At 69.2% G+C, this 16,736-nt stretch carries 16 protein-coding genes and 3 tRNA genes; 17 read left to right on the plus strand and 2 right to left on the minus strand.

Annotation, left to right across the window (positions count from 1 at the left end):
* Positions 1-64: 64 nt before the first annotated feature.
* The 9 genes from D6682_04760 to D6682_04800 all read left to right on the plus strand — a co-directional run bounded on the left by D6682_04760 (position 65) and on the right by D6682_04800 (position 9,908).
* A complete protein-coding gene (locus D6682_04760) occupies positions 65-1,192 on the plus strand; it encodes a flagellar protein (protein ID RMH51331.1) in 1,128 nt (375 codons plus the stop codon).
* Between the two features lie 121 nt (positions 1,193-1,313).
* A complete protein-coding gene (locus D6682_04765; GenBank protein RMH51332.1) occupies positions 1,314-1,682 on the plus strand; it encodes a flagellar protein FlaG in 369 nt (122 codons plus the stop codon).
* A 4-nt stretch (positions 1,683-1,686) separates the two neighbouring features.
* On the plus strand, positions 1,687-4,410 hold the full coding sequence (locus tag D6682_04770; GenBank protein RMH51333.1) for a flagellar hook-associated protein: 2,724 nt from the start codon (positions 1,687-1,689) through the stop codon (positions 4,408-4,410).
* Positions 4,407-4,727: a hypothetical protein gene (locus D6682_04775; protein RMH51334.1), complete on the plus strand. Its 321-nt coding sequence runs from the start codon at positions 4,407-4,409 to the stop codon at positions 4,725-4,727. The genes D6682_04770 and D6682_04775 overlap by 4 nt, the downstream gene beginning before the upstream one ends.
* A gap of 37 nt (positions 4,728-4,764) precedes the next feature.
* Complete coding sequence (fliS, locus tag D6682_04780; protein RMH51335.1) at positions 4,765-5,292, plus strand: flagellar export chaperone FliS; 528 nt, start codon at positions 4,765-4,767, stop codon at positions 5,290-5,292.
* 234 nt (positions 5,293-5,526) lie between these two features.
* Entirely contained in the window at positions 5,527-6,897 is a 1,371-nt protein-coding gene (locus tag D6682_04785) for an aminotransferase class V-fold PLP-dependent enzyme (GenBank protein RMH51348.1), read from the plus strand.
* A complete protein-coding gene (locus D6682_04790) occupies positions 6,870-8,060 on the plus strand; it encodes a RimK family alpha-L-glutamate ligase (protein RMH51336.1) in 1,191 nt (396 codons plus the stop codon). The genes D6682_04785 and D6682_04790 overlap by 28 nt, the downstream gene beginning before the upstream one ends.
* Positions 8,060-9,367 carry a hypothetical protein gene (locus D6682_04795; GenBank protein ID RMH51337.1) on the plus strand — a complete coding sequence of 436 codons (1,308 nt, stop codon included), beginning with the start codon at positions 8,060-8,062 and terminating at the stop codon, positions 9,365-9,367. The genes D6682_04790 and D6682_04795 overlap by 1 nt, the downstream gene beginning before the upstream one ends.
* On the plus strand, positions 9,261-9,908 hold the full coding sequence (locus D6682_04800) for a hypothetical protein (GenBank protein RMH51338.1): 648 nt from the start codon (positions 9,261-9,263) through the stop codon (positions 9,906-9,908). Before D6682_04795 ends, D6682_04800 begins: the two co-directional genes overlap by 107 nt.
* A 103-nt stretch (positions 9,909-10,011) precedes the next feature.
* Here the strand turns inward: D6682_04800 and D6682_04805 are convergent.
* Positions 10,012-10,088: transfer RNA gene (locus D6682_04805), tRNA-Met, on the minus strand.
* Positions 10,089-10,240: 152 nt separating this feature from the next.
* On the opposite strand from D6682_04805, the gene D6682_04810 reads away from it, so the two are divergent.
* From D6682_04810 to D6682_04845, 8 genes are all read left to right on the plus strand, one after another.
* Positions 10,241-10,918, plus strand: a complete 678-nt coding sequence (locus tag D6682_04810) for a carboxylesterase (GenBank protein ID RMH51339.1) — start codon at positions 10,241-10,243, stop codon at positions 10,916-10,918.
* A complete protein-coding gene (locus D6682_04815; GenBank protein ID RMH51340.1) occupies positions 10,915-11,679 on the plus strand; it encodes a phosphoribosylaminoimidazolesuccinocarboxamide synthase in 765 nt (254 codons plus the stop codon). Before D6682_04810 ends, D6682_04815 begins: the two co-directional genes overlap by 4 nt.
* A 2-nt stretch (positions 11,680-11,681) precedes the next feature.
* On the plus strand, positions 11,682-12,056 hold the full coding sequence (gcvH, locus tag D6682_04820) for a glycine cleavage system protein GcvH (GenBank protein RMH51341.1): 375 nt from the start codon (positions 11,682-11,684) through the stop codon (positions 12,054-12,056).
* 4 nt (positions 12,057-12,060) lie between these two features.
* Positions 12,061-13,410 carry an aminomethyl-transferring glycine dehydrogenase subunit GcvPA gene (locus D6682_04825; protein RMH51342.1) on the plus strand — a complete coding sequence of 450 codons (1,350 nt, stop codon included), beginning with the start codon at positions 12,061-12,063 and terminating at the stop codon, positions 13,408-13,410.
* Positions 13,411-13,471: 61 nt separating this feature from the next.
* Complete coding sequence (locus D6682_04830) at positions 13,472-15,499, plus strand: flagellar hook-length control protein FliK (protein RMH51343.1); 2,028 nt, start codon at positions 13,472-13,474, stop codon at positions 15,497-15,499.
* Positions 15,496-15,840, plus strand: coding sequence for a flagellar biosynthesis protein FlhB (locus tag D6682_04835; GenBank protein ID RMH51344.1), 345 nt, complete (start codon positions 15,496-15,498; stop codon positions 15,838-15,840). Before D6682_04830 ends, D6682_04835 begins: the two co-directional genes overlap by 4 nt.
* A 9-nt stretch (positions 15,841-15,849) precedes the next feature.
* Positions 15,850-16,389 carry a DUF2155 domain-containing protein gene (locus tag D6682_04840; GenBank protein RMH51345.1) on the plus strand — a complete coding sequence of 180 codons (540 nt, stop codon included), beginning with the start codon at positions 15,850-15,852 and terminating at the stop codon, positions 16,387-16,389.
* Positions 16,367-16,443: transfer RNA gene (locus D6682_04845), tRNA-Arg, on the plus strand. The genes D6682_04840 and D6682_04845 overlap by 23 nt, the downstream gene beginning before the upstream one ends.
* Positions 16,444-16,549: 106 nt before the next feature.
* Here D6682_04845 and D6682_04850 read toward each other — a convergent pair.
* Positions 16,550-16,637: transfer RNA gene (locus tag D6682_04850), tRNA-Ser, on the minus strand.
* Between the last annotated feature and the right edge of the window lie 99 nt (positions 16,638-16,736).

Consider the following 16,736-nt stretch of genomic DNA (forward strand, 5'->3'; position numbering starts at 1 on the left):
TAGAAGCCGCCGCCGTGCCAGGGCATGACGTCGTGCACACCAGATCAAAACAAGGAGCGTAACAATGGCACTCTCGGTTCAGACCAACAACGCTGCGATCACCGCACTGAAGAACCTCAACACCAACAACAGAAGCCTCAACATCTCCCTCAATCGCCTCTCGTCGGGCTTCCGCATCAACAACGCGGCCGACGACGCCTCCGGCTTCGCCGTCTCCTCCAAGCTCAACGCCCAGACCGGCCGGCTGAAGGCGGCCTCCGACAACGTCACGCAGGCCGTCGCCATGGTGAAGATGGCCGATGCCGGCATCAACGAGATCCAGAACATGATCAACCGTATCCAGGTGCTGGCCACCCAGGCCGCCTCGGCCAACACCGGCACCGAGCGAGCCAAGCTGGACGCCGAGCGCGTCAAGCTGGAGACGGCCATCGACAAGATCGCCAACAGCACCCAGTACAACGGCATCAGCCTGCTCAACGGCGCCGGCGGAGCGACCGCCGGATTGAGCGGCACGGCCGCCACCACTGCCGGCGTCAACGCCACCGTCACCCTGAACGGCGCCAACAGTGGTGACTCCTATACCTTCTCGGCGGTTACGGCCACCGCCACCTCGGTGACGATCACCGGCCAGGACACCACCACCAGCACCACCCAGTCGATCACCGTCACCATCCCCAGCGCCGGATCGACCACCACGGTCGACTTCACCGACCTCGGCCTCAAGCTGACCGTCGACTCCAACCTGAGCGGCTTCGCCGCATCCGCGGTCACCATCGGCACCGGCAACAGCACCTTCCAGGTGGGCTCCGAGAACGGCGCCAACAACCGGATCGACGTCAACCTGACCAACAGCTACACCACCAGCGCGTTGGGTCTGGACGGCTCCGTGAGCGGCGCGCTCTCCACCCAGTCGAGCGCACAGGCCTACATCACCACCGCGACCAATGCGCTCGATACGCTGATCACGCAGCGGGCCGACCTCGGTGCGACGCAGAATCAGCTCTCCTTCGTCCAGGCCAACCTGGCCACCAGTATCGAGCAGACCACGGCGGCGGTCTCGGCGATCCGTGACGCCGACATGGCCTCGGAGATGGCCAACTTCACCAAGAACCAGATCCTCACCCAGGCTGGCATCTCCATGCTCGCACAGGCCAACCAGGCGGCCCAGAACATCCTGAGCCTCTTCCGGTAAGCCTGTCGGCCGAGGCCCCGCCCGCCCCCGCGCACCCCCACGGCGGGCGGGGCTAAAGCCCTCGCTCCATCCGGCGATACATCAGAGTGCGCCCGTATCTATTCTATGAAAGGAGGTTGACATGGTTGCCATCACGCAGACGACGCCAGCAACCGCAGCGGTCGCCGTGCCGGCATCGCCCGACGCCGCCTCCTCCGGTCGCGCCAGCGTCCCGCCGCCCTCCATTCCGCCGACGCCGGCGGAGAAGCAGGCGGATCCCCAGGTGACCGAACAGCGTCTTGCCGAAGCCGTCCGGGCGGGCAACGCGGCACTGGCGGGGAAGAACGAACATCTCTCGTTCGGCTACGAGAAGCGGCTGAACCTGCTCTACGTCCAGATCAGGGACAACCGGACCGGGGAGGTGATCCGTGAGATCCCGTCCAAGGACTTCATCCGCCACGCACTGGCGATGAAGGAGTCGATCGGGCTGATCCTCGACAAGAAGGGTTAGGGGCGTGGCGACGACGGGGATATCGTCGATCGTATCGACGCAGATCGCCGGTTTCGACGTCGCCACGGCCGTCGACGGCATCCTGTCGGTCCAGCAGAACGAGATCGACCAGCTCAAGAAGAAGCAGGACGACATCACCGCGCGGCAGGATCTGCTCAACCAGTTCAGCAGCGATCTGCAGACGCTCCGCTCCACGGCCATGGCCATGGCCGACAGCGCCAGCTTCTTCTCCTACGCCGCCACCCTCTCCAGCAACAACGCCTCGGTACCGGCAAGCAACCTGCTCGACGTCAGCGGCACCGACGCCGTCTCCGCCGGCTCCCACACGGTGGTGGTCAACCGCGTCGCCTCGGCGCTGCGCATCTCCTCCAGCGCGGCGGTGACCGACGGTACGGGGGCGGCGATCACCGATCCCAACGTCGCCCTCAACTACACCGCCAGCACCTTCCAGATCAACGGCACCACGATCAGCGTCGCCGCCACCGACTCGCTGCAGGACATCGCCGACAAGATCAACCAGGCCAACACCGGCGCTTCGGCCACCGGGGTCTCCGCCGCCGTGGTCAAGACCACCTCGAGCGACTACCGCCTGGTATTGACCGCCGACAGCACCGGCAGCACCGGCTTCACCCTCTCCGGCGCCGCGCTCAACAGCGGCGGGGCGCTGGCCGGGCTCAACCTGGGGGCGGTCGCCTCCGATGCGGCGGTCAAGGACGCCGCCACCGGCCTGGCGGTGAGCAGCGACACGGCGGCGCTCAACCTCTCCGGCTCGTTCACCATCAACGGCACCGCGGTAACGGTGAACGCCGCCGACTCGCTCTCCACCATCGCCAGCACCATCAACGGCCTGGGCATCGGCGTCAAGGCGTCGGTCGTCCGCATCAACGCATCGGACTACCGCCTCGCCCTGCAGGGGGACGCCACCGCCACCACCCCGGCGACCACCATCACCCTGGCCGCCGGCACCGGCGGGGTACTCTCCGGCCTCAACCTCACTGCCGGCAGCCAGACCGCCGCCTCACTCGCCGCCGACGCCGAACTGACGGTGGACGGGCTCTCCATCACCCGCAGCAGCAACACGATCGACGACATCATCTCCGGTGTCACCTTCAACCTCAAGCAGGCCGATCCCTCCACCACCCTGACCCTGGACATCAACGTCGACACCAGCGCGCTGCAATCGAACGTCCAGGCCTTCGTCGACGCCTACAACACGGTGATGGGCTTCATCAACGACCAGTACAAGTTCGATCCCAACACCAACTCCAACGGGATCCTGGCCGACGATCCCTTGCTCGGCACCATCCAGAGCCAACTGGCCGGGAGCCTGCTGCAGACCGTTCCCGGCCTGGCCAGCGACCGCAACTCCCTGGCGGCGATCGGCATCGAGCCCGACGCACAGGGGGTGCTGTCGATCAACCACACCCTGTTCGACAACTTCCTCAACAACAGCCCCGACGCCATCCGCGACGTCTTCGTGGCCAGCGGCACCAGCACCAACAACGCGCTGCAGTTCCTCGCCACCGGATTCAATACGCCGTCGGGCACCTACGACGTCAACATCACCCAGGCGGCGGTGCAGGAGAGCCGCACCGGATCGATCAATCTCACCTCCGGGATCGGTGCGGGCAATACCGACTCCCTCACCATCTCCGACGGCGCCCACACCACCACCGTCTACTTCAACGGCAGCGGCTCCCAGGGGACCGGCGACGGCCTCTCGGCGGCCAACGCCGCCGACGGCAGCTCGATCGACACCATCGTCAGCGCACTCAACAGCGAGTTCGCCCGCAGCATCACCGAAACCCGCGTCTTCAGCACGGCGCTGACCGCCGGCGGCAGCCCGGCCACCAGCGCCAACACCTTCAGCGACCTCGGCGTCGGTGTGGCGGCGGGCGACGTCATCACCATCTCCGGCACCAGCCGCACCGGTGCGTCGATCAACAGCAGCTTCACCGTGCTCGACCCGGCCCGGGACACTCTATCGGAACTGCTCAGTGCCATTCAGGTCGCCTTCGACCAGAAGGTGGTCGCCACCATCGACAGCAGCGGCCACATCCAGGTGACCGATGCCAGCAGCGGCGACAGCCAGCTACGGGTCTCGCTCACCTCCGACAACGCCGGCGGCGGCAGCCTCAGCTTCGGCACCGACACCGGCACCGGCACCACCGAGGGGCGCTACCCGATGAGCGTGACCGCCTCGAACGACGGCACCGGCAAGCTCAAGATCTCCGCCTCCAGCTATGGCCCGCAATCCGGGCTGTCGGTAAGCGACGTCAGCAACCTGCTGGTGGGCGCACCGGGCACCATCACCACCATCGCCGGGCAGGATGTCGCCGGCACCATCGGGGGCGCGAGCGCGAACGGCTCGGGCCAGATGTTGACCGGAACCAGCGGCAACGTCGACGGCATGTCGATCCTCTACACCGGCACGGCGACCGGGGTGGTCGGCTCGATCACGCTGGGCGTCGGTGTGGGGGCCGCCTACGACGGCTTGATCGACACCTACACCAACAGCTACACCGGTCTGATCGCATCGGACGTCGCCTCGCTACAAAGCGATTACGACAGCCTGACCGCCCAGATCGACGCCCTGCAGCGTCAGATGGATCTCAAGCGCGAGACCCTGACCAAGTCGTTCAACCAGATGCAAAACCTGCTGGCCCAGTTGCAGAAGACCGGCGACTTCCTCACCTCGCTGGCCAACGCCCAGCAGGCGAAGAAGTGACGCACCGGCAGGAGGGCGCGGCCGCGACCGCGGCAGGGTGCACCGCACTGCAGGAGCAACTGCTGGATACGCTGCGCCACCGGCGCTGGGATGCGGCGGAACGGCTGGCCGCCGAGTACGGGGCGGAGGTGGCGCGGCTGACCCCCGAAGGGATCCCGCCGGAGGAGCTGCGCCACATCGCGATCGAACACCGCCGCATGGTGCGCCTGTTGCGCGAGGCCGCAGCGCGCACGCGCGACGACATCGACAACCTCGCGCGCGGCATCGCCCGGCTGGAGCGCGGGCGCAGGATGCTCGCTGCCGCGACCGAAGGGTGAGCCGGCCGGCGGGCTTCAGTTTCCCCGCCATCCGCCGATGAATCATTCCCGGGGGCTTCACGAGGAAGCCTGCATGGCGGACACACGATCAGCCGTGGCCGCATCCACCAAGCCGAAACCGGAGGAGCCGCACATGACCGGACACCAAGCCTACCGGGGCCGTCAGGTCCACACATCTTCGCCGCTGGAGCTGGTCCTGCTCGCCTACGAGGTGCTCTCCAGCGCCACCCACCGGGCGCGCATCGCCCAACAGCAGAAGGATTACGCGGCGGAGGCGGGCCATGTCCAGCATGCGCTGGCGGCGGTCACCGAACTGATGAACGGCCTCGACTACGACGCCGGTGGAACCATCGCCGCCAACCTCGGATCACTCTACCTCTACATCACCCGCCGGCTGCTCGCCGCGCAGGGAAGCAACGATCCGGCGATCTACGACGAGGTGATCGCCCTGGTGAACGAGCTGCGCAGCGCCTGGACCGAACTCAAGGCCCGACAGGAACGGCCGGTCGGCTCCGCCCGTCGCGCCGGCGAGCCCGAATCCGCCCGGGTCGCCATGGCGGCCTGACCCCCCTCCCGCAAGGGAGCACCCAGGCCTGCTCCGGCACGGCCTGCAGGAGCGGCGGGCGCGGGGCGACAACAGCGCCGCCAGCCGGCAGCATCCGCCGCCGATGTTCCACCGGCACACCGCCTCCACCCGAGCCGACCACCGCCGGCCGACACCACCATCCGACCCGACAAGGGCGGCACCGTGAGCCTCGACCCCGAGGAGTGGCCGTCCTTCCGCGCCCAGGCCCACGCCATGCTGGACGGGATCCTCGACTATCAGCAGGAGATCCGCAGCCGACCGGTGTGGCAGCCGGCCCCCTCCGGGCTTCGTACCCGTTTCATGGACGACGAGCCGCCGCCGGAAGGGGAGCCGCTCGAACGGCTCTACCGGCGTTTCATGGAACAGATCCTCCCCTACGCGGCGGGCAACGTCCACCCCGGCTTCATGGGCTGGGTCCACGGCGGAGGCACACCGGTGGGGATGGTCGCCGAGATGCTCGCCGCCGGACTCAACGCCAACTGCGGGGGGCGCAATCAGATCCCGCTGCTGGTCGAACGTCAGGTGATCCGCTGGATGCGGCGCCGATTCGGCCTGCCGGAGCAGGCCGGCGGCATCCTCACCTCCGGCACCTCCGCGGCCACCATCATCGCGATCCACACGGCCAGATGCGCCTCCATCCCCGAACGGCCGGTGGTCTACGCCTCGCGCGAGTGCCACGGCTGCATCGGCCGCGCGCTGGCGCTGACCGGCATCGGCCGGGAGGCGCTCTGCCGGGTGGCGGTGAACGACCGCTACCAGATCGACCTCGACCGGCTGCGCACCGCCATCACCGCCGACCGCCGCCGGGGGCGGCATCCCTGGCTGGTCGTCGGCAATGCCGGCACGGTCAACAGCGGTGCGATCGACGATCTACAGGGGCTGGCGGAGATCGCACGGCGGGAAGGGCTCTGGCTGCACGTCGACGCCGCACTGGGCGGGGCGATCGCCTTCTCCCGGCGGCTCGCCGCACGGCTGCGCGGCATCGAGCGGGCCGACTCCCTGGCCATGGACTTCCACAAGTGGCTGCAGGTGCCCTACGACGCCGGACTGGCCCTACTGCGCTCGGAGTCGCTGCTGACCGAAGCCTTCGCCACCGACGACGCCTACCTGCTGCGCGAGGAGGATGGGCTCGCCGCCGGCTTCCCGTGGCCATGCGACCAGGGCTTCGAGCTTTCGCGCCCCTTCCGGGCGCTGAAGATCTGGTTCACCCTCTCCGCCTTCGGCCCCGAGCGCCTGGGGGCGATGATCGAGCACTGCTGCGCGCTGGCCGACCTGCTCGCTAAACGCATCGACGAGGAACCCTGGCTGGAGCGCACCGCCCCGGTGGCGCTCAACATCGTCTGCTTCCGCCCACGCGGCGCCGACGACCGGACCACCCGTGCCGTGGTGCGCCACATCCACCGCTCCGGCCTGGCCGCACCCTCTTTGACCTTGCTCGACGGGCGCGCGACCATCCGTGCCGCCATCGTCAACCACCGGACCGGGCCGGATGAGATCGACCGGTTGATCGAGGCGACACGCAAGGCGGTCGCCGACTGCCGCAAGGGGGGAGATTCGTGGAGCATCCCGCACAACGACCGCTGATCGGCCTGGCCCCCCTCACCCGCCACGCCTTCCATGGCGGCGACCTCACCCCCACCGCCCGCACCCTCCACGAGCGCATCCTCGCCCGCCCCGACGACGCGGCCGCCTACATGGATCTCGCCACCATCATGCTGCTCGCCCACCAGCGCGAGCAGGCCCTGGAACTGCAGAACCGGGCGCTGTCGCTCCGTCGGCGCTACACCCTGGAGCGCAACCCGCCCCACCCCGGGGTGCGGCTGCTCGCCCTGATGGCCATCGGCGACCTGATGGACAACACCCCGATCGAGTTCCTCCTCGCCGATGCCCCCATCGCCCTGGAGCTCGACTACGTCCGGGAGGGAGACCCTCCGCCGCAGTGGGAGGGGGTCGACCTCTGCTTCGTGGCGGTGGGGGAGTCGGACCGCAACCGACCGCTGCTGCAGCACCTTCAGCAGCAGCTGCGCGACGCCCCGGTGCCGCTGATCAACGCTCCCGATCGGATCCTGCACACCAGCCGGGAGGCGGCAGCCGCGGCGCTTCGCGGCATCGATGGGCTCTTCATGCCCGCAGCGACACGCATGACGCGCACAGAGCTGGAGGCGGCCCCCTCCGTCGAAGCGCTGCTGCCTCGGGGAGAGCATCCGGTGATCATCCGACCGGTTGCCTCCCACGCCGGCCACGGCCTGGCGCGGATCGACAAGGATGCGGCGCTTACCGCCTACCTGGCGCAACAGCAGGCAGAGGAGTTCTATGTCGCGCCCTACATCGACTACGCCTCGCCGGACGGGCGCTACCGCAAGTACCGCATCGCGCTGATCGACGGCGCCCCCTTCCTCTGCCACCTCGCCATCTCCGACCATTGGCTGGTCCACTACCTCAACGCCGACATGACCGGAGACCCCGACAAGCGGGAGGAGGAGGCGCGCGCCATGGCCCGTTTCGACCGCGACTTCGGGGCGCGCCACGGCAAGGCGCTCGCCGCCGTCGCGCGGCGGCTGCAGCTGGAGTATCTGGTGATCGATTGCGCCGAGTGTCGCGACGGCCGGCTGCTGATCTTCGAGGTGGATACCAGCGCCATCGTCCACGACATGGATCCCGAGGCGCTCTTCCCCTACAAACGCCCGCATATGCGCCGGGTGTTCGCCGCCTTCCAGCAGATGCTCGTGCGCCACGCATCCGCCTGATGCCCTTCCCCTCCACCGGGGAGCTGCTCGTCCGGGGCAGCGATCCCCGGCTGGCCCTCGACCCCGCCGACGGCCGCAACCACTACCTCTGCCCCCCCCGCCCCGAGCCGGGGCTGCTCCGTTTCGGCTCCTCCACCGCCACCACCATCGATACCCACGGATGGCGGATCGCCTCCGCCTTCCGGGAGAGGCTGGCGCGCCTGCATGCCACCGAAGGAAAGGAGCGGGCGCTGCGGCGGACGACGGAGCAGATCCGCCGCACCCTCGCCGACCTGTGCGGCCTCGACGACAAGGTCGGCATCACCCTGACCGAATCGGGCACCTTCGCCCACCGGCTGGCGGCGAAGCGGATCTGCCGCCGTAGCAGCCGACCGCTGCAGATCCTGCTCCCCCAGCCGTCGGAGACCGGCCGCGGCGTCCCGGAGGCGCTCTCGCTCGGAGGCCGGCTGCCGCTGCACACCTTCACCCTGCGTCTTCCAGACGGCGCCGCACGGGATGCTGCGGCGATCGACGCCGAGGTCGTCGCAACCGCACAGCGCTGGATCGATGAGGGGGCGGCGCTGCTGCTGGTGGTGGTCGACTGCTCCAAGAGCGGCTTGATCGCCCCCTCCTTCCCGGTCGCCGCCGGGCTGCGCAACCGCTTCCCCGGACGGGTCCACCTCCTGGTCGACGGCTGCCAGTTCCGCTTCGACACCGAACGGCTGCGCCGCTATCTGGCCGAGGGGGCGATGGTGGCGATCACCGGCTCCAAGTTCTACGCCGGGCCGAGCTTCTCCGCCGCGCTGCTCGATCCCGGGGCGGAGCGGACGGAGGAGCCGGTGGACAATCCCGGGCTGCTGCTGCGCTGGCAGGTGGCGCTGGAGGTGATGGAGCGGCTGCAGCGGTTGCCGCGCGACGCCCGCTCGGCCTTCATCGCCGACTTCCACACACGGCTTGGGGGGCGGCTGCGCCGGGAGCCCTTCCTGACGGAACTGCCGGCACCGGGGGGGGATCGCACCATCCTCGCCTTCATCCCGGGGGGGGCGGAGGCCCCCTTCACCCTGGAGGAGTCGATGGCGCTCCACCGCATGCTGCAGCTGGATTGCCGCCCCGCCGTCCAGCTCGGCCGCCCCTTCCCCGCCGGCAGCCACCCGCAAGGAGGCGCCCTCGGCGCCCTGCGCCTGAGTCTGAGCGCCCCGCTGGTCGTTGAAGCACTCAGCGATGACGATCAGCATTCCATTGTCGATCAGGCGATGCGTGCGCTCGATTGCACGCTGGCGGTCGGGCACCGCTTGCGCCGCGCTGGAGGTGGAGATGCAGTGGAGTGATCTCAAATCGATCATCGCCGACGCCGCCCCGACGCTCGGCTCCCTGCTCGCCGGCCCCGCCGGAGGGGCCGTGGGCGCACTGATCGCCAGAGCGCTCGGGGTGGAGCCCTCGGCCGACAAGGTGGCCGAGGCCATACACAGCGACCCCGAGGCGGCCGTCAAGCTGCGCCGGCTCGAACTGGAGCAACAGCAGCGGCTGACCGAGATGCTGTTGCGCCACGACGAAACCCGCCTCTCCGAGGTCAACCGGACGATGCGGGCGGAGTACGCCCAGGAGGACGCCTATGTCAAGCGGTGGCGCCCGACGCTGGGCTACGCCGTCACCCTCACCTGGGTGATCACTTGGTTCGCCGTGGTCTACGTCATCGTCTGGCGGCCGGAGCGGGCGCCCGCGGTCATCTCCGCCCTCGCCCAGGCCCAGACCATGTGGGGCGTGGCGTTGGCGGTGCTGGGCATCGGAGTGGTCAAGCGCAGCCATGACAAACAGGTGGCGGCGGGCCAGCAACCGACCGGCCTGCTCGGGGCACTGCTGAAGCGGTGACGCCTGCGGGCTGCGACGCGGCATTCGGGTGGAATGGGGGGATCCGGATGGGTACGAGGGGTTGCGGTTGCGTGCAACCCCCCTGACCCTTCGCCATGTGATCTGGTGGCGCTTCAGGGACTCGAACCCCGGACACGCGGATTATGATTCCGCTGCTCTAACCAACTGAGCTAAAGCGCCATCCTGGAACGAAGGAGAAGGAGCGCAGACGACCGCACCTATCGCCCTCCGCAGCAGAGGGGCGGATGATATCGACCACGGTCGGCAGATGTCCACCCCATCCGGCCGATCGCCGATTGCCAACGAAGGAGCATGGCGCAGCATGCAGGGCCATGCCCTTCCCGCCCATCCTGCCGGCGGTCCGGTGTGAAACCGGAACGCATCCACCCGATGCCGCCGTCATCTGGCTCCACGGCCTGGGCGCCGACGGCCACGACTTCGAACCGGTGATCGGGCAACTGGAGCTCGCCGATCTCGCCGTCCGCTTCGTCCTGCCGCATGCACCGGCGATGCCGGTCACCGTCAACGGCGGCTACATCATGCCGGCATGGTACGACATCCGCAGCAGCGACCTCACCGCAGAGGTGGATGCCGCCGGCATCGACCGGGCGGCGGACGCCATCGACCGGCTGGTCGAACGCGAGGCGATGCGCGGCATCGAACCCCGCCGGATTCTGTTGGCCGGATTCTCGCAGGGGGCGGTGGTGGCGCTGCGCTGCGGCCTGCGCAAACCTCATGCCATCGGCGGCATCATCGCCCTCTCCGGCTATCTGCCCTTCGCCGTGGAGCAGGCGGATGCGGAGGCTCCCCCGCTCTTCCTCGGCCACGGCATCCACGACACCATCGTCCCCTTCGCCCTGGGCGACCGCGCCCGCCGCCTGCTGCAGGATGCAGGCTACCGCGTCTCGTGGCACAGTTGGCCGATCGACCACGGCGTCTGCCCGGAGGAGATCGCAGGGATCGGACGCTGGATTCGACGACGATTACAGCAGGAAACGAAGCAACCATGACCGCCACACTGAAGTATGAGGGCAAGGGTAAGCGGCTGTTCGCCACCGATGAACCGGGCGTGCTGATCCAGCAGTTCAAGGACGACGCCACCGCCTTCGACGGCAAGAAGCATGCGGTGATCGCCAGCAAGGGGGTGCTCAACTGCGCCATCTCCACCTTCTTCTTCGAGCAGCTGGCCGCCGCCGGCATCCCCAACCACATGATCGCCCGCTGCGGCGAGGATACGATGCGCGTACACGAGCTGGAGATGTACCCGGTCGAGGTGGTGGTGCGCAACATCGCCGCCGGCTCCATCTGCAGGCGCCTCGGCCTGGAGGAGGGGCTGGTGCTCGCACGGCCGCTGACCGAGCTGTTCTACAAGTCCGACCCGCTGGGCGACCCGATGATCAACAGTGAGCACGCCGCGCTCTTCGGCTGGGCCAGCGAGGAGGAGACCACGCGGATGCGGGCGATGGCCCGGAAGGTCAACCGCTGTCTGCGCGCGCTGCTGGAGCCGGTCGGCATCACGCTGGTCGACTTCAAACTCGAGTTCGGCCGGCTGAACGGCGCCATCGTGCTGGGGGACGAAATCACCCCCGACGGCTGCCGCCTGTGGGATGCCGCCACCGGCCGCAAGCTGGACAAGGACCGCTTCCGCCACGACCTGGGCGGCCTGAGCGAGGCCTACGCCGAGGTCGCCCGACGGCTGGAGATTCCGCTGGCGTTCTCCGACGGCGGGAACGCATCCCCCCGGCAACAGACGATCCGACAAGGAGGCTGACCATGACCATCCCCGACGACCTGCTCTACACCAAGGAGCACGAATGGATACGCGAGGCAGAGGGCGTTGCCACCTGCGGTATCTCCGACCACGCGCAGGAGGCGCTCGGCGACGTGGTCTTCGTCGAGCTGCCCGAAGTAGGCGCCACCACCGAGGCCGGCCAACCCTTCGCCGTGGTCGAATCGGTCAAGGCGGTCTCCGATGTCTACGCCCCGGTCTCCGGCGAGGTGATCGAGGTCAACGAGGAGCTGGAGCAGCATCCGGAACTGGTCAACACCGACTGCTACGGCCGGGGGTGGATCGCCAGGATCCGCATCGAGGGGGAGCGGGTCGAACTGCTCGACGCCGAGGCCTACGCCACCTTCCTACAGGAGTAGCGCGGTGCGCTTCCTGCCCAACAGCGCGGCCGACCGCCGGGCGATGCTCGAGCGCATCGGCGCGGGCTCGATCGCCGAGCTGTTTGCCGACATCCCCGCCCGCTACCACCTGCCGCCGGGCAGCCTCGATCTGCCGCCGGCCGCCTCGGAGTGCGCCATCCGGCGCAAGTTCCAGGCCGCATCGGCCCGCAACCTGCATGCCGCAAGCCACCGCTGCCTGCTGGGCGGCGGCACCTACCACCACTTCATCCCGGCGGCGGTCGATTACATCCTCGGACGGGGCGAGTTCCTCACCGCCTACACCCCCTACCAGCCGGAGATCAGCCAGGGCACGCTGCAGGCGCTGTTCGAGTTCCAGACCATCGTCGCCCGCCTGCTGGGGATGGAGGTGGCCAACGCCTCGATGTACGACGCCGCCACCGCCGTCGCCGAGGCGGCGCTGATGGCGCAGCGGGTGACCCGCAGGCGGCGGGTGGTGGTCGCCGAATCGGTCAACCCGCGCTACCGTGCGGTCTGCCGCACCTACCTGCGGCAGCAGGAGGCCCCACTGGTCACCATTCCCTGCCCCGGCTACCAGACCGACATCGAGCAACTGGCCGAGGCCGTCGACGACACCACCGCCGCAGTGGTGGTGCAGACCCCCGACTTCTTCGGCGCGGTGCATCGCCTCGAACCGCTGCGCGCCGCCTGCGACCGCCACAAGGCGCTGCTCGTCGTCGCCTTCTCCGACGCCACCGCCTTTGCTCTGCTCGACCCGCCGGGAGCGATGGGGGCGGACATCGCCGTCGGCTCCGGGCAAGCACTGGGCATCCCGATGAGCTACGGCGGGCCGCACATCGGGCTGTTCGCCTGCAAGGCGCGCTACCTGCGCCAGATGCCCGGCCGCCTGTGCGGTGCGACGGTCGACGCCGACGGCAGGCGCGGCTTCGTGCTCACCCTCTCCACCCGCGAGCAGCACATCCGCCGCGAACGGGCCACCTCCAACATCTGCTCCAACCAGGGGTTGATGGCGCTGGCCGTGACGGTCCACTGCACCCTGCTCGGCGCCGACGGCCTGCGGCGGGTGGCGATCAAGTCGGCCGCGGCGCTCCAGCGGCTGCTGGAGCTGCTGCCTCCCGCCGTGGAGCGGGCGCCGGGGGTACACTTTCACGAGACGGTACTCACCTTCCCCGATCAGAAGATTCGGGATGCGCTCTGCTCCCGGGCCGAATCGGAGGGGATCTTCGCCGGCATCCCGCTGGAGCGGCTCTGTCCCGAGGCCGATCGGCGGGCGCTGCTCGTCGCCACCACCGAAATGGTCGAGGAGGAGGATCTGATCCGTCTGGCGCGGTGGAGCGCCGAGCTGATCGGCTGACCGCAACGCGGCGGCCCCCACTGCCGTGAAGCCCGGCCTCCCAGGCGGACCTGGCGCACCGGTGGCGGCCACCCCGGCGAACGCGCTGCGCATCGTCGGCGGAAACCAACTCAAACTCGCCCCCGGCGCGCGGGTGACCATGCAGGTGGCCCGGCGCGACCGGGATCTGGTCCTCCTGAGCGACGGCCGGCGCACCGTGATGGTCGAGGGGCTGCCCCCCTCCCTGCGGCAGGGCACACGCATCACCCTGTTTCGCGGCGGCGACGGCGCACTCCACTGGAGCAGGGCTTACGATGCGCCGGCGGCACAGCCGCCGCAACCCACATCCCCCTCCGGTGTCCAGCCACCCCCATCCGGCACGGCGGCAGGCGAGGGCATCGTCGTCCGGCTGCTCGACCTCCAGCCGGCGACCGGCGGGCGCGGCCGCCCCGGCGAAAAGGGTCCGACTCCCTCCTCCCCCCCAGGGCGTGCACCGCTCCTCCCCACCGGCATGGTGCTGGAGGGGAGGGTCGGCGCACGCGATGGATCGACCATGGAGCTGCTGCTCGCCCCCTGGCGACGGCAGGATGGGGTCGACCGATACCCGAGCGGGCCGCTGCGCATCACCACCTCCGCCATGCCCGGCGCCCGCACCGGCATGCGGGTGGCGCTGCAGATCGAAGCAGACGGGCGGGCGCACCTGTTCCTGGCGGGAACGCCCCAGCCGACGCCGTCCCCCACCCTCTCCGGCACCGGCGGAACCGCCGCCTCCGCCAGGGCGGAGCCGATCCAGGCGCTGCTCGCCGCCATCCCCGAAGGGGAGACGGCGCTGCTCCAGGTCGAAGCGGTCGGACAGAGGGGGGAGGAGGGCATGCAACTGCGCATGGGCGCACGCCGCTTTCTCGCCCCCGCGCCGCCCCCCCGACTGGCCGGGCGCATCCACGCCGGTGACGGGCTGATGCTGCGCAACGCATCCTCCTCCACCGATCCGACGAAGACGGCTTCGCAGGATCAGCCAAGCGGCCGACTGGAGGCGGTACGCCTCCTCCCGGCGCTCGACGGCATCGCGCAGCGGCTGCTCCGCGCCCGCTCGGCCGACCGGCCTCCCCCCATCGCCGAAACCCTCACCCGCCTGCTGCACATGCGCAGCAACGCGGAGGAGGCAGGAGTCGACGAACAAGCCCCCGTCTTGAAGAGGGAGCGCCGAGCGGTGCCGGAGGAGATCCAGGGGGGGGACCGGCGGGAGAGGCTCCTTCAGCAGCTCGACCGCTGGCTGGAGCGGGCACGGGTCGATGCGGACCGGCCGCTGACCGGGGCACGGCTGGCGGAGATCATCGACCACGCGGGCCACGCCCTGGAGCGGAAGTTGCTGCAGCTCGCACACGCGCCGGGGACGACCGGCGCCATCCCTTCCCCTCTGCCGGATGAGGATCTGAAGGCGATCCTGCTGCGACTGATGGCCGACCACGCTCCGCCATCCCCGGCCGATGGCGTGCAACGCGGTACTACACGTCCCGACGAGGCCGGAAAACCGCCGCGCCCCGAGGCAGAGCGTGCGCAGACCGCAGAACCCGACCGGAGGAAGGGAGCACCGGGGCCGACCACCGGCGCAAACGCGGTACGCCAGGAGGCGGCCCAAGGAGTGCAGCGGATCGAGGGCAGCCAGCTCCACGCGCTGCTCTCCACCCTCCACCACCAGCCGGTGCGGGTGGAGTTCCCCCTCGCTGCATGGCAACAGCTGGTCACGGTGCAGATGGCGCTGGTCGACGAAGGGGCGACAGAGCCAGGGCAGGATGGCCGGCGGGAAGGCGACGCGCGTCCGCTGCGGGTGCTGATCGCACTCGATCTCTCCGCCCTGGGGGCGATCCGCATCGATGCGGCCATCGCTCCGACGCTGGTGAGTGCACGCATCCATCTGGAACAGGAGGCCGCCGAGCGCTTCGTCGCCGACCATATCGACCGGTTGCAGGAGCGGCTGCACACCGCGGGATTCGATCGGGTGCAGCTCACCACCACCTCCCGACCTCCGGAGCCCGCCCGGGCCGAACAGTTCGCCCGCATGGTGCAGATGGTGCCAGCAACCCGCGGCATGCTGGACATCGAGGCATGACGACGAAGCGGCGTGAGCGGACGAGGAACACGCGCTATCGTCAACCGGCGGCGGTGGCGCTCAACTGGAACCCGCTGATCGATGCGCTCCCCTATGTATCGGCCAGCGGGCGCGGCGCGGAAGCGGAACGGATCCTGAAGTTGGCCGCCGAGCACGACATCCCGATCCACCACGACGAGGATCTGCTGCAGGTTCTCTCGCTGCTCGATGTCGGCGCGCAGATCCCGGATGCGGTCCATGACGCGGTGGCCGAAATCCTCGCCTTCGTCTTCTGGACCAACCAACGCTACGCGGAGATTCTCGGCGGCGGAACCCATGCGCCACCGACAAGAGCGCGATAGCCTTTCCCCATGCGGCCGAGGATCATGTTTGCGCTGCTGCCGCTTCTGCTGTCGCTCCTCCCCGGATGCGACCAGGAGGCCCCGCAGCCGATCCAATGGCAACTGCCGCTGAGCCCGCCGTCCGATCCCCACCGCGGAACCCGCGATGCCACTCCGCCGGCATGGGCGGCGGCGCATTCGGGGGAGATCACGCTGCGGCTGCTCTCCAGCGCCACCGCCAGACAACACCGCCTGCGTATTCCGATGGGTGGAGCGGTGGAGCTTGAGGGGCTCTCCATCCGGCTGCTCGGGCTGGCCGGTGGGTTGCGCATCCACAGCGACGGACGGATGTTCGACGACCCCGCCACCGACAACCCCGCCGCCTTCCTGCGCATCGACAAGGAGGGGCGCATACGTTTCTCCGGCTGGCTCTACCAGCGCTTTCCCGAGATGTTCACGCCCGACATCCCGGGGTGGAAGTTTTTCCTCGACAACGTTAGCATTCACCCGCTTCCGGCCGCCTCCGACGCCGAAGCGCCCTCTCCCCGCTCCCTTAGCTCAGCTGGATAGAGCATCTGACTACGAATCAGAAGGTCGGGCGTTCGAATCGCTCAGGGAGCGCCAGGTACAAGCAAGGGGTTGCGAGCAATCGCAGCCCCTTTTGCATGCTCCGGACCGGCCCCGACTGCGATGCAGAGACGCCCAACAACCACGAGATGCGCCCGATATCTGGCGGAAGGGGTGGGATTCGAACCCACGAATGGTCACCCATTGCCGGTTTTCAAGACCGGTGCATTCAGCCGCTCTGCCACCCTTCCGGAACGCGCCCCCTCGCTTGCGCAGGCTAGCTGAGGAGGAGATGCCGCTCAACGCGGGCCGAGGCTGATGGCGGCCTCGACCGGATTCATCCGCCGGCA

This window comes from Zetaproteobacteria bacterium (assembly GCA_003696765.1).
Lineage (GTDB): Bacteria > Pseudomonadota > Zetaproteobacteria > Mariprofundales > J009 > RFFX01.